A 12,969-nucleotide genomic window follows, 5' to 3' on the forward strand; every position below is an offset into this window, starting at 1 on the left:
AGCGCCGATGGTAGTGTGGGGCTTCCCCATGCGAGAGTAGGGAACTGCCAGGCATCAAATAAAGCAGAAGGCCATCCGTCAGGATGGCCTTTTTGCGTTGATGCAGAAAAAATGCCGGATGCGACGCTGGCGCGTCTTCTCCAGCCTGCTCTTGCCTATCCGTCCTGCTTTTGCATCCGCTCCACCACAAAATCAGCCAGCCCCTCAACATCATTAATATCCAGTAACGCGACATCAAGATTAAGCGGCACATCACTGGCTACAGCAATAACATGCCTGTCTATCACTAATTCTTCCGGTCGATGTCCGGCTCCATCGCGAAACAGCACAATCTTCGCGATCTCTTCATGCTTGAACCCTTCAACCAGAATCAGATCCAGCTTTGAGGTATCCATTCGACTTGCGAGAAAATTCAGATCCAGCGCTTCTTCGTCTGGCGTCTCCGTTATTAGCGCCCAACGCTGCTGGCTGGCAACGATGGTTTGCGCCGCGCCGGCCTTGCGCAGCTCATAGCTATCTTTGCCCGGTTTATCGACATCCATATCATGATGCGTATGTTTAATCAGCCCCGGGCGGATCCCTCTGGCGCATAATACCGGGATAAGTTTTTTCAACAGCGTCGTTTTTCCGGTGCCGCTCCACGCGGCAAAGGCGAGTAGCGGTATCATTGTTTTTCCTGCCATCGGGCAAGCTCCTCTGGCGTATTCACGTTCACAAATGCTTCTTTACGGTCGCTAAAATCAACCGCGTGACCGCCAGCAAGATTCATAAATGCCATTACCCGGCGTTCTCCTGCTTGTAGATATTCCTGCAATAAAGGTTCAATAGCGCGATTTACCAGAGAAATAGTTGGATGATCGCGTTCACCGTCATGGACCCACACAACAGGTGCATCTTTGCGCTGATGATTAAGCCGGGAGACTAAATCGTGGGGAATATAAGGCGTATCGCACGGACAAAACAGAAACCACTCACCTGCTTCCTGCTGCATTACCGAAAGCATTCCCGCCAGCGGGCCAGGATAATCCGCCAGGGAATCCGCTATTACTTTCAGACCACTGGCCTGATAGATTTCCTGATGACGATTGGCATTAACCACGACGTGAGAGAGCTGCGTCATAAGCGCGTCAGCGACATGTTGCCATAATGGTTTGCCGTTTAATTCAAGCAATCCTTTATCTACGCCGCCCATTCGTCTGGCTTTACCGCCCGCCAGTATAACGCCTGTTATCGTCGTCATCAGATTCACCGATATCGCCTCTTTTATTGTGGGATTGACCCTGCTAACGTGTCTGTCTCAAGAGTAAGGAGCATTACTATGAAATGTAAACGTCTGAATGAAGTTATTGAACTCCTCCAGCCAGCCTGGCAAAAAGAGCCAGACCTTAACCTGCTGCAATTTTTGCAGAAACTGGCGAAAGAGTCAGGTTTTGACGGCGAACTGGCGGATTTGACGGATGACATTCTGATCTATCACCTGAAAATGCGCGATTCCGCGAAAGATGCGGTGATCCCTGGGTTGCAGAAAGATTATGAAGAAGACTTCAAAACGGCGCTATTACGCGCGCGTGGCGTAATTAAAGAGTAAAAGCTTGTAAGCGCTACCAACAAAATCATTGTGAAATGATATCCTTCATCATTCGTAATGTTTTCCGGATGATGGGATGAACAACAGCGCTTTTACTTTCCAGACACTACACCCGGATACCATCATGGACGCTCTGTTTGAGCATGGGATCCGGGTGGATTCCGGTCTTACCCCGCTTAACAGCTATGAAAACCGTGTCTATCAATTTCAGGACGAAGATCGTCGACGTTTTGTCGTCAAATTTTATCGCCCTGAACGTTGGACAGCCGATCAAATCCTCGAAGAACATCAATTTGCGTTGCAGCTGGTAAGCGATGAAGTTCCGGTCGCAGCACCTGTGGCCTTTAACGGTCAGACTTTATTGAATCATCAGGGATTTTATTTTGCCGTTTTCCCAAGCGTCGGTGGTCGTCAGTTCGAAGCCGATAATATTGATCAGATGGAAGCGGTTGGGCGTTATTTAGGGCGCATGCACCAGACGGGGCGCAAACAGCTTTTTATCCATCGCCCGACCATCGGTCTGAATGAATATCTCATTGAACCACGCAAGCTGTTTGAAAATGCTACGCTGATACCTTCTGGGCTGAAAGCGGCCTTCCTTAAGGCAACGGATGAGCTTATTACCGCCGTTACAGCACACTGGCGGGAGGACTTCACCGTTCTGCGATTACATGGTGACTGCCATGCCGGAAATATTCTCTGGCGCGATGGCCCAATGTTTGTCGATCTGGATGATGCGCGTAATGGCCCTGCAATTCAGGACCTGTGGATGTTGCTGAATGGCGATAAAGCTGAGCAGCGGATGCAGTTAGAAACTATTATTGAAGCTTATGAAGAATTTAGCGAGTTCGACACCGCTGAAATCGGACTGATTGAACCTTTACGCGCCATGCGTTTGGTTTATTATCTTGCCTGGCTAATGCGGCGTTGGGCTGATCCCGCGTTCCCGAAAAATTTCCCGTGGTTAACCGGGGAAGATTACTGGCTGCGACAGACGGCGACTTTTATAGAACAGGCAAAAGTTCTACAAGAACCCCCTTTGCAATTAACACCTATGTATTAATCGGAGAGAGTAGATCATGAAAAAGATTTGGCTGGCGCTGGCTGGTTTGGTTTTAGCGTTTAGCGCATCGGCGGCGCAGTATGAAGATGGTAAACAATACACCACGCTGGAAAAGCCGGTTGCTGGTGCACCGCAAGTGCTGGAGTTTTTTTCTTTCTTCTGCCCACACTGCTATCAGTTTGAAGAAGTTCTGCATATTTCTGAGAATGTGAAGAAAAAACTGCCGGAAGGTGTGAAGATGACTAAATACCACGTCAACTTCATGGGCGGGGAGCTGGGGCAATCTCTGACACAAGCGTGGGCTGTGGCGATGGCGCTGGGCGTAGAAGATAAAGTGACTGTACCACTGTTTGAAGGCGTACAGAAAACACAGACCATTCGCTCTACGGCCGACATTCGTGATGTCTTCATCAACGCAGGTATTAAAGGTGAAGAGTATGATGCAGCATGGAACAGCTTTGTTGTTAAATCTCTGGTCGCTCAGCAAGAAAAAGCGGCTGCAGATGTACAATTGCGTGGCGTTCCAGCGATGTTTGTTAACGGTAAATATCAGCTGAATCCGCAGGGTATGGATACCAGCAATATGGATGTTTTTGTTCAGCAGTATGCTGATACAGTGAAATATCTGTCTGAGAAAAAATAATTTATTGTAATTCACATAAAGCCCGTGAATATTCACGGGCTTTTTTTGTTGTTTAATCAATATAAATACTTTCTGATAATTCACCTCGTTTCTGGACATTTTAATATCAAGCGCGGATATTAAAAGTTTTGCTGTTTTATCAGGGAATAATAGAAATGATACGTAAGTCAGCCACAGGTGTTATTGTTGCATTAGCCATTATTTGGGGCGGTGGAACATGGTATGAAGGGACTCAAATCCAGTCTGGCGTCGAAAAATTTATTAAAGATTTTAACGACAGTAAAAAGAAGGGAGAGCATGCCTATGATATGACCGCCAGCTATAAAAACTTTGACAAAGGTTTTTTTAGCTCTCATTTTCAAATGCTTATTACCTTTGATAAAGGTGCGCCAGATCTCAATATCAAGCCAGGACAAGGTATTGCATTTGATGTGGATGTCGATCATGGTCCCTTGCCGCTATCAATGCTAAAAAGCGGCAATATCTTACCTGCTATGGCGGCAGCAAAAGTTAAATTAGTCAATAATGAACTGACACAGCCGCTATTTATTGCCGCAAAAGATAGAGCGCCCGTCGAAGCGACATTGCGATTCGCTTTTGGCGGTTCTTTCTCTACAACTCTGGACGTTGCCCCTGCAGAGTATGGAAAACTCTCCTTTGGTGAAGGTCGGTTTACTTTTAATGGTGATGACAGTTCATTGTCTAATCTGGATGTTGAAGGCAAAGTCGAAGATATTGTTCTGGAATTATCGCCAATGAACAAAGTCATGGCGAAAAATTTTACCATTAATTCTCTGACGCGATTAGAAGAAAAGAAATTTCCGGTTGGTGAAAGCGAGTCGAAATTTAATCAGATTTGCATTGTCAATCACGGTAGCGAAGTTGCCAAAATCGACGCTTTCGTCGCGAAAACCACACTAGAGCGCGTAAAAGATAAAGATTATATCAATGTCAATCTGACTTACGAACTTGATAAGTTAACAAAAGGGAATCAACAACTCGGTAGCGGTCAGTGGTCATTGATTGCTGAATCTATTGATCCCTTAGCAGTTCGCCAGTTTATCATCCAGTACAACATTGCGACGCAGAAGCAACTTGCAGCACACCCTGAGTTAGCAAATGATGAAGATGCACTGGAAGCAATGAATACTGCATTGTTCAAAGAGTATTTACCGTTATTACAAAAAAGTGAGCCGATCATTAAACTACCTGTAAGCTGGAAGAACGCTGTCGGTGAACTAAATGCTAATCTGGATATTAGTATTGTCGATCCAGCCAAATCTTCATCATCCACAAACAAAGATATTAAATCGTTCAATCTGGATATGAATGTACCGATTAATGTCGTCACTGAAATAGCTAAACAGCTTAATTTATCTGAAGGAATGGATGCTGAAAAAGCTCAAAAGCTGGCTGATAAACAAATCGGCGGAATGGCAACATTAGGTAAGATGTTTCAGTTAATCACAGTTGACAACAATATTGCCTCGCTGCAACTGCATTATTTGCCAGGTAAAGTTGTTTTTAACGGTCAGGAGATGAGCGAAGAAGAATTTATGTCTCGTGCCGGACGTTTAGTGCATTAAAATGATAACTCGCCTCTGCTAATACGGAGGCGAGTTATAACTACTTATCCTGATGCCGTGATGACATCAGTGAAGTCAGAAGTCGGTCTTTTTCCTGCCACAGTGTGTTCAGCCACTGCTGAAAATGACGTTTGAAGCTTTTGTCATTGATATAGTCGCCATGCAACTCTTCGGCAATGGGTTGTAAATCCACATGCACGACAATCCGCGTCAGTTTGCCACTTAACATATCGAAGAATGGCTGGCGGTTATTGTCCGGATAACACAGCGTAACATTGAGTAGTTTATCGAATTGTTTACCCAGTACATTCAGCGCCATCGCGATACCGGCGGCTTTGGGAGGCAGGAGGTTTTTAAATGTCGAGTGGGTTTGCTGGTGTTTCTGTTCAGTAAAACGGGAGCCTTCAACAAAATTCACAATCGTGGTGGGATGCAGGCGAAACTTTTCGCAAGATCGGCGAGTGGTTTCAACATCTTTACCGCGCCGTTCCGGATGACGTATCAAATAAGCGCGGGAATAGCGCTTCATAAATGGCATATCCAGCGCCCAGCATGCCAGGCCAAGGAAAGGCACCCAGGCCAGTTGCTGCTTGAGAAAATATTTGTTCATTGGAATATGCTTACGAAACAACACGCACAGTACAACAATATCAGCCCAACTGCGGTGGTTACAAATAAGCAGATACCAGTTCTTTTTACTTAGCTCTTCCAGTCCGCGAACTTCCCATTGCAGGTGTGGGTTAAGGTGCAGTAATAGCGCTAATCCTTCACACCAGCAATACATCATAAAATCACAAAAAAGTGATACCTTTCGCCAAATCACTGGCACAGGTAACAATAGTTTTACGATCCCGGCAATGATGATCGGGACAGAACAAAAAATGGTGACCAAAATGGTCAATACGATACTCACCAAAAGTGTTATCGCAGCGAGTATTCTCGTCATAATTAAATTATTCAAAAGGTTAGCCATAGACAGTGCGCTAAAGAAGCGCAAGGCGCAGATTTTAGCAGAAAACGGCCCAAATAACGGATGATCCTTAGATAGAAAAATAATTCATATCTATCCACATTAGAAAAAATCCCTATTACTCAATCACCAGCAATGTTTTTATTTTTAACTTTATGAAAAACAACAACAAATATAATGCTGTAACAAGCATGATAATAAATTAAAAGTGATGTAAATAATTTATACACAAAGTTATCCACATGACGATTTGCGAGCGATCCAGAAGATCTACAAAAGATTTTCACGAAAAGCGGTGAAAAACTCATGTTTTCATCCTGTCTGTGGCATCCTTTACGCATAATCTGATAAACAGGCACGGACATTATGGTTCAGATCCCCCAAAACCCACTAATCCTTGTAGATGGTTCATCTTATCTTTATCGCGCATATCACGCGTTTCCGCCGCTGACTAACAGCGCAGGCGAGCCAACCGGTGCGATGTACGGTGTCCTCAACATGCTGCGTAGTCTGATCATGCAATACCAACCGACGCATGCAGCGGTGGTCTTTGACGCCAAGGGAAAAACCTTTCGTGATGAACTGTTTGAACATTACAAATCACATCGCCCGCCAATGCCGGACGATTTGCGCGCGCAGATCGAACCCCTGCACACTATGGTAAAAGCGATGGGGCTGCCTCTGCTGGCCGTTTCTGGCGTAGAAGCAGACGACGTTATCGGTACTCTGGCGCGCGAAGCCGAAAAAGCCGGGCGTCCGGTATTGATCAGCACCGGTGATAAAGATATGGCGCAGCTGGTGACGCCAAATATTACGCTTATCAACACCATGACGAATACCATCCTCGGCCCGGAAGAGGTGGTGAATAAGTACGGCGTACCGCCAGAACTGATCATCGACTTCCTCGCGCTGATGGGCGACTCCTCTGATAACATTCCTGGCGTACCGGGCGTCGGCGAAAAAACCGCGCAGGCGCTGCTACAAGGTCTTGGCGGCCTGGATACGCTGTATGCCGAGCCGGAAAAAATTGCTGGATTGAGCTTCCGCGGCGCGAAAACAATGGCGGCGAAGCTTGAGCAAAATAAAGAGGTGGCCTATCTCTCTTACCAGCTGGCGACGATTAAAACCGACGTTGAACTGGAACTGACCTGCGAACAACTGGAAGTACAACAACCGGCGGCTGAAGAGTTGTTGGGGCTGTTCAAAAAGTATGAGTTCAAGCGTTGGACTGCTGATGTCGAAGCGGGCAAATGGTTACAGGCCAAAGGGGCAAAACCAGCCGCGAAGCCGCAGGAAACCATTGTTGTCGACGAAACACCCGAAGTGACTGCAACGGTGATTTCTTACGATAACTACGTCACTATTCTGGACGAAGAAACTCTAAAAGCATGGATTACGAAGCTGGAAAAAGCGTCTGTATTTGCGTTTGATACCGAAACCGACAGCCTCGATAACATCTCTGCCAACCTGGTAGGGCTTTCTTTTGCTATCGAGCCAGGCGTAGCGGCCTATATTCCGGTTGCTCATGATTATCTTGATGCGCCCGATCAGATCTCCCGCGAGCGTGCACTCGAGTTGCTAAAACCGCTGTTGGAAGATGAAAAGGCGCTGAAGGTCGGGCAAAACCTGAAATACGATCGCGGCATTCTGGCGAACTACGGCATTGAGCTGCGGGGGATTGCGTTTGATACCATGCTCGAGTCCTACATTCTCAACAGCGTTGCCGGTCGCCACGATATGGACAGCCTCGCGGAACGTTGGTTGAAGCACAAAACCATTACTTTTGAAGAGATTGCCGGTAAAGGTAAAAATCAACTGACCTTTAACCAGATTGCCCTGGAAGAGGCCGGACGCTATGCTGCCGAAGATGCAGATGTCACCTTGCAGCTGCATCTGAAAATGTGGCCGGATCTGCAAAAACACAAAGGGCCACTAAACGTCTTCGAAAACATCGAAATGCCGCTGGTACCGGTACTTTCGCGCATCGAACGTAACGGTGTGAAGATTGACCCGAAAGTGCTGCACAATCATTCTGAAGAACTCACCCTGCGTCTGGCTGAGCTGGAAAAGAAAGCGCATGAAATTGCAGGTGAAGAATTTAACCTTTCTTCCACCAAGCAACTGCAAACTATTCTTTTTGAAAAACAGGGTATTAAACCGCTGAAGAAAACGCCGGGCGGTGCGCCGTCAACGTCGGAAGAGGTACTGGAAGAGCTGGCACTGGACTATCCGTTGCCAAAAGTGATTCTGGAGTATCGTGGTCTGGCGAAGCTGAAATCGACCTACACCGACAAGCTGCCGCTGATGATCAACCCGAAAACCGGGCGCGTGCATACTTCCTATCACCAGGCAGTAACTGCAACGGGGCGTTTATCCTCAACCGATCCTAACCTGCAAAACATTCCGGTGCGTAACGAAGAAGGCCGCCGTATCCGCCAGGCGTTTATTGCGCCGCAGGATTACGTGATTGTCTCGGCGGACTACTCGCAGATTGAACTGCGCATTATGGCGCATCTTTCACGAGACAAAGGCTTGCTGACCGCATTTGCAGAAGGAAAAGATATCCACCGGGCAACGGCTGCAGAAGTGTTTGGTTTGCCACTGGAAACTGTCACCAGCGAACAACGCCGTAGCGCGAAAGCGATCAACTTTGGTCTGATTTATGGCATGAGTGCTTTCGGTCTGGCACGGCAATTGAACATTCCACGTAAAGAAGCACAGAAGTACATGGACCTTTACTTCGAACGCTACCCAGGCGTACTGGAGTATATGGAACGCACTCGTGCGCAGGCGAAAGAGCAGGGATACGTTGAAACCCTGGACGGACGTCGCCTTTATCTGCCGGATATCAAATCCAGCAACGGTGCACGCCGTGCTGCGGCTGAACGTGCAGCCATTAACGCACCAATGCAGGGAACCGCTGCGGATATCATCAAACGGGCTATGATTGCCGTTGATGCCTGGCTACAGGAAGAGCAACCGCGCGTGCGTATGATCATGCAGGTACACGATGAACTGGTGTTTGAAGTTCATAAAGATGATGTCGATGCGGTAGCGAAGAAGATCCATCAGTTGATGGAAAACTGTACCCGCCTGGATGTGCCGTTGCTGGTGGAAGTGGGTAGTGGCGAAAACTGGGATCAGGCGCACTAAGATTTGCCTTAACAAGCCTTTTTTTCGTAACTAAGCAACATAACCAGCCACGATTTGTGATGGGTATTAGAAATTCCTATGCAACAACTGAAAAAAAATTACAAAAAGTGCTTTCTGAACTGAACAAAAAAGAGTAAAGTTAGTCGCGTAGGGTACAGAGGTAAGATGTTCTATCTTTCAGACCTTTTACTTCACGTAATCGGATTTGGCTGAATTTTTTAGCCGCCCCAGTCAGTAATGACTGGGGCGTTTTTTATTGTGCGAAAGAAAAGCTCCGTATTGCCGGATACGTTGTGCTTAACAGGCCTACGGTAGGAAAATAGCTCATTGAGTTTGCATGATTTTATGTGCCAGATACGCGATATCCGGCACATGCGTAAGGGCTAGAAAATTATTCGCCGTCCTGCGTTTCTTCTACAGGCTGCATCTCGCTGAACCAGGTATCCAGTTTCTGCCGCAGCTTATCCACACCTTGCTTCTTCAGAGAAGAGAATGTCTCTACCTGCACATCACCGTTAAACGCCAGCACTGCTTCACGCACCATATTCAATTGCGCTTTACGTGCACCGCTCGCCAGTTTATCCGCTTTGGTCAGCAACACCAGTACGGCGATATTGCTGTCCACCGCCCACTCAATCATCTGCTGGTCGAGATCTTTCAGCGGATGGCGAATATCCATCAGCACGACCAGGCCTTGTAGACTCTGACGTTTTTCGAGGTACTCACCGAGCGCGCGCTGCCATTTGCGCTTCATCTCTTCAGGAACTTCCGCGTAGCCATAGCCAGGCAAGTCGACCAGACGTTTGCCCTCAGCCACTTCAAACAGGTTGATAAGCTGGGTACGTCCTGGTGTTTTCGAGGTACGCGCCAGGCTTTTCTGGTTAGTCAGCGTGTTCAGCGCGCTGGATTTACCTGCGTTGGAACGGCCTGCAAAAGCCACTTCGATCCCGGTATCGGAAGGTAAGTGGCGAATATCAGGCGCACTCATCACAAAATGCGTCTGTTGATAATTCAAATTAGTCAAAGCGGTCGTCTCCGTCAGTCAAAGCTTTGCGGCGATTATACCTGAACCACAATAAAAGACGGATTTTTCGGCGTGAACGGTGTAAGTAAATACCATGTACTTTGTGAGACATTGCCGATTGTTTTTATGAGAAATCGAAGAGAAATTTCTGCGACGCATGTCAAATAGGCTAAATAAATCATGTGATTAGTTTTATACAATAATCTGAAAATGAGTAAATACTGATGATAGTTTATTGTTTGTTTAACACAGAAGCGTAAAGTAGCACCCATAGAGCGAGGACGCTAACAGGAACGATGACTCAGGATGAGGGTCAGGAGCGCCAGGAGGCGAAGACAGAGGATTGTCAGGAAGACAAACGTCCGGAGACGTCACTAAAGGGAAATGGAATCAACACGGAATGTTCCGGCTAATGGAAAAACAGGGTGTGTTGGCGGCCTGCAAGGATTGTAAGACCCGTTAAGGGTTGTGAGTCAGGAAAAAAGGCGACAGAGTAATCTGTCGCCTTTTTTCTTTGCTTGCTTTCTGTTAGATTCCGCCGCAAATCTATACTAAATAAAACGGCTAAAAGACGAATTGATATGAAACCATCATCTTCAAACTCACGCAGCAAAGGTCATGCAAAAGCGCGTCGTAAAACCCGCGAAGAGCTGAATCAGGAAGCTCGTGATCGCAAGCGCCAGAAAAAACGTCGTGGTCATGCACCAGGCAGCCGCGCAGCGGGCGGTAGCACTACTTCGGGTAGCAAAGGCCAGAATGCACCGAAAGATCCACGTATTGGCAGTAAAACCCCTATTCCATTGGGCGTGACTGAAAAAGTCACCAAACAGCACAAACCGAAGAGTGAGAAACCTATGCTTTCACCGCAGGCGGAGTTGGAGTTACTGGAGACGGATGAGCGTCTGGATGCGCTGCTGGAACGTCTGGAAGCAGGCGAAACCCTGAGTGCCGAAGAGCAATCCTGGGTAGATGCCAAGCTGGATCGTATTGATGAGCTGATGCAGAAACTCGGCCTCTCTTATGACGACGACGAAGAAGAGGAAGAAGACGAGAAGCAAGAAGACATGATGCGTCTGCTGCGGGGCAACTAACGGATTGCCGCCGTGGGCCTTCCCGTTCTGCTGATAACCCTTCCGGTTATATGTTATCTGGTGTGGTTATTCGTTAAACTACAGCGGTTGTCGCGGCGACAAAAGTGGCTGCGCAACCGGCTGATGACCCGAAACGGGCATCCGCCGGTACGCCGTAGCCGCCAGAGACGCCATCGGAAGGAGTGAGCATGTCTGTACAGCAAATCGACTGGGACCTGGCCCTGATCCAGAAATATAACTATTCCGGGCCACGATACACCTCGTACCCGACCGCGCTGGAGTTTTCAGAAGACTTCGGTGAACAGGCGTTTTTACAAGCCGTGGCGCGCTACCCAGAGCGTCCCTTATCTCTCTACGTACATATCCCGTTCTGCCACAAACTTTGCTACTTCTGCGGTTGCAACAAGATTGTGACTCGTCAGCAGCACAAGGCCGACCAGTATCTGGACGTGCTTGAGCAAGAAATCGTTCATCGTGCTCCGCTTTTTGCCGGGCGCAAGGTGAGCCAGCTGCACTGGGGCGGTGGAACGCCAACATACCTGAATAAAGCGCAAATCAGCCGCCTGATGAAGCTGTTGCGCGAAAACTTCCAGTTCAATGCCGATGCGGAAATCTCGATCGAAGTCGATCCGCGCGAAATCGAACTGGATGTACTGGATCATTTACGCGCGGAAGGCTTTAATCGCCTGAGCATGGGCGTGCAGGACTTCAACAAAGAAGTACAGCGTCTGGTTAACCGCGAGCAGGATGAAGAGTTCATCTTTGCGCTGCTTAACCATGCGCGTGAGATTGGCTTTACCTCCACCAACATTGACCTGATTTACGGCCTGCCGAAACAGACGCCGGAGAGTTTCGCTTTTACCCTGAAACGCGTGGCGGAACTGAACCCTGACCGTCTGAGCGTCTTTAACTACGCGCATCTGCCAACTATTTTTGCCGCCCAGCGCAAAATCAAAGATGCTGACTTGCCGAGTCCGCAACAAAAACTCGATATTCTGCAGGAAACCATCGCCTTCCTGACACAATCGGGCTATCAGTTTATCGGTATGGATCACTTTGCTCGCCCGGATGACGAGCTGGCAGTGGCCCAGCGTGAAGGCGTGCTGCATCGTAACTTCCAGGGCTACACCACCCAGGGCGATACCGACCTGCTTGGGATGGGCGTTTCCGCCATCAGCATGATTGGCGACTGCTACGCGCAGAACCAGAAAGAGTTGAAGCAGTACTATCAGCAGGTGGATGAACAAGGTAATGCGCTGTGGCGTGGTATTGCGCTAACGCGTGATGACTGTATTCGCCGCGATGTGATTAAGTCGCTCATCTGCAACTTCCGTCTGGATTACGCCCCCATTGAGCAACAGTGGGATTTGCACTTCGCTGATTACTTTGCGGAAGATCTCAAGCTGCTGGCCCCATTAGCAAAAGACGGGCTGGTGGATGTGGATGAGAAGGGGATTCAGGTGACGGCGAAAGGTCGCTTGCTGATCCGCAACATTTGCATGTGCTTTGATACTTATCTGCGCCAGAAAGCGCGAATGCAGCAGTTCTCACGGGTGATTTAAATAGTGAATGGCGCTTCGTTTACAACGGTGATAAACGAAAGCGCCATCAATGTGCTGAGAACAAGGTTGCCTGATGCGCTACGCTTGTCAGGTCTACAAAATCTGTTTTTGTAGGCCGGATAAGGCGTTCACGCCGCATCCGGCATGAACAAAGAGCACTTCATCAGCAATCTGAAACTCAGCTAAACAGCCCAATCATTGCGGCACACAGCACGGCAGCAACGGCAGTTTGCGGCGTGTGGCTGTTAACTGCGCCACTTGATAGCAGATTAATTATTGATTCCAGCAT

Annotated in this window: 12 protein-coding genes and 1 pseudogene; 8 read left to right on the plus strand and 5 right to left on the minus strand. The window is 48.0% G+C overall.

Translation table 11 applies throughout. The features are described 5' to 3' along the window. Nucleotides 1-155: 155 nt before the first annotated feature. Both mobB and mobA read right to left on the minus strand, forming a co-directional pair. Nucleotides 156-683 (minus strand): molybdopterin-guanine dinucleotide biosynthesis protein MobB, encoded by a 528-nt coding sequence (gene mobB, locus D9741_RS03645; protein WP_130216157.1) that lies wholly within the window; start codon nt 681-683, stop codon nt 156-158. Next, a complete protein-coding gene (mobA, locus tag D9741_RS03650; RefSeq protein ID WP_130216159.1) occupies nt 665-1,249 on the minus strand; it encodes a molybdenum cofactor guanylyltransferase MobA in 585 nt (194 codons plus the stop codon). Before mobA ends, mobB begins: the two co-directional genes overlap by 19 nt. 69 nt (nt 1,250-1,318) lie before the next feature. Between mobA and D9741_RS03655 the strand changes: the two genes are divergently transcribed. The 4 genes from D9741_RS03655 to D9741_RS03670 all read left to right on the plus strand — a co-directional run bounded on the left by D9741_RS03655 (nt 1,319) and on the right by D9741_RS03670 (nt 4,880). Next, entirely contained in the window at nt 1,319-1,588 is a 270-nt protein-coding gene (locus D9741_RS03655; protein ID WP_001295263.1) for a YihD family protein, read from the plus strand. Nucleotides 1,589-1,664: 76 nt separating this feature from the next. Then, the gene (srkA, locus tag D9741_RS03660) at nt 1,665-2,651 is read left to right on the plus strand and encodes a stress response kinase SrkA (protein ID WP_130216161.1); all 987 of its coding nucleotides are present in this window, start codon (nt 1,665-1,667) and stop codon (nt 2,649-2,651) included. Nucleotides 2,652-2,667: 16 nt separating this feature from the next. Continuing rightward, complete coding sequence (dsbA, locus tag D9741_RS03665; RefSeq protein WP_064527999.1) at nt 2,668-3,294, plus strand: thiol:disulfide interchange protein DsbA; 627 nt, start codon at nt 2,668-2,670, stop codon at nt 3,292-3,294. 155 nt (nt 3,295-3,449) lie between these two features. Continuing rightward, entirely contained in the window at nt 3,450-4,880 is a 1,431-nt protein-coding gene (locus tag D9741_RS03670; protein WP_130216163.1) for a DUF945 family protein, read from the plus strand. A gap of 40 nt (nt 4,881-4,920) precedes the next feature. Here D9741_RS03670 and D9741_RS03675 read toward each other — a convergent pair whose 3' ends face one another. Then, nucleotides 4,921-5,853 carry an acyltransferase gene (locus D9741_RS03675; protein ID WP_130216165.1) on the minus strand — a complete coding sequence of 311 codons (933 nt, stop codon included), beginning with the start codon at nt 5,851-5,853 and terminating at the stop codon, nt 4,921-4,923. Nucleotides 5,854-6,216: 363 nt separating this feature from the next. Between D9741_RS03675 and polA the strand changes: the two genes are divergently transcribed. Beyond that, nucleotides 6,217-9,003, plus strand: a complete 2,787-nt coding sequence (gene polA, locus D9741_RS03685; RefSeq protein ID WP_130216169.1) for a DNA polymerase I — start codon at nt 6,217-6,219, stop codon at nt 9,001-9,003. A 391-nt stretch (nt 9,004-9,394) separates the two neighbouring features. On the opposite strand, the gene yihA is transcribed toward polA, so the two are convergent. After that, nucleotides 9,395-10,027 carry a ribosome biogenesis GTP-binding protein YihA/YsxC gene (yihA, locus tag D9741_RS03690; RefSeq protein ID WP_130209968.1) on the minus strand — a complete coding sequence of 211 codons (633 nt, stop codon included), beginning with the start codon at nt 10,025-10,027 and terminating at the stop codon, nt 9,395-9,397. Nucleotides 10,028-10,323: 296 nt separating this feature from the next. Here yihA and D9741_RS03695 point away from each other — a divergent pair. From D9741_RS03695 to hemN, 3 genes and pseudogenes are all read left to right on the plus strand, one after another. Continuing rightward, a pseudogene (locus tag D9741_RS03695) lies at nt 10,324-10,490 on the plus strand (hypothetical protein). A 118-nt stretch (nt 10,491-10,608) separates the two neighbouring features. Further along, a complete protein-coding gene (gene yihI, locus D9741_RS03705) occupies nt 10,609-11,118 on the plus strand; it encodes a Der GTPase-activating protein YihI (protein ID WP_130216171.1) in 510 nt (169 codons plus the stop codon). 188 nt (nt 11,119-11,306) lie between these two features. Beyond that, complete coding sequence (gene hemN, locus D9741_RS03710) at nt 11,307-12,680, plus strand: oxygen-independent coproporphyrinogen III oxidase (RefSeq protein WP_130216173.1); 1,374 nt, start codon at nt 11,307-11,309, stop codon at nt 12,678-12,680. 178 nt (nt 12,681-12,858) lie between these two features. On the opposite strand, the gene D9741_RS03715 is transcribed toward hemN, so the two are convergent. Further along, complete coding sequence (locus tag D9741_RS03715) at nt 12,859-12,969, minus strand: YshB family small membrane protein (RefSeq protein ID WP_064527982.1); 111 nt, start codon at nt 12,967-12,969, stop codon at nt 12,859-12,861.

Origin of the sequence: Escherichia sp. E14V7 (assembly GCF_004212225.1) — a bacterium.
In the GTDB taxonomy this organism is placed as follows: domain Bacteria; phylum Pseudomonadota; class Gammaproteobacteria; order Enterobacterales; family Enterobacteriaceae; genus Escherichia.

Coding starts and splice junctions, on each gene's coding strand:
- mobB (WP_130216157.1), bottom strand. CDS start 683: ATGGCAGGAAAAACAATGATACCGCTACTCGCCTTTGCCGCGTGGAGC.
- D9741_RS03655 (WP_001295263.1), top strand. CDS start 1,319: ATGAAATGTAAACGTCTGAATGAAGTTATTGAACTCCTCCAGCCAGCC.
- srkA (WP_130216161.1), top strand. CDS start 1,665: ATGAACAACAGCGCTTTTACTTTCCAGACACTACACCCGGATACCATC.
- dsbA (WP_064527999.1), top strand. CDS start 2,668: ATGAAAAAGATTTGGCTGGCGCTGGCTGGTTTGGTTTTAGCGTTTAGC.
- D9741_RS03670 (WP_130216163.1), top strand. CDS start 3,450: ATGATACGTAAGTCAGCCACAGGTGTTATTGTTGCATTAGCCATTATT.
- D9741_RS03675 (WP_130216165.1), bottom strand. CDS start 5,853: ATGGCTAACCTTTTGAATAATTTAATTATGACGAGAATACTCGCTGCG.
- polA (WP_130216169.1), top strand. CDS start 6,217: ATGGTTCAGATCCCCCAAAACCCACTAATCCTTGTAGATGGTTCATCT.
- yihI (WP_130216171.1), top strand. CDS start 10,609: ATGAAACCATCATCTTCAAACTCACGCAGCAAAGGTCATGCAAAAGCG.
- hemN (WP_130216173.1), top strand. CDS start 11,307: ATGTCTGTACAGCAAATCGACTGGGACCTGGCCCTGATCCAGAAATAT.
- D9741_RS03715 (WP_064527982.1), bottom strand. CDS start 12,969: ATGCTGGAATCAATAATTAATCTGCTATCAAGTGGCGCAGTTAACAGC.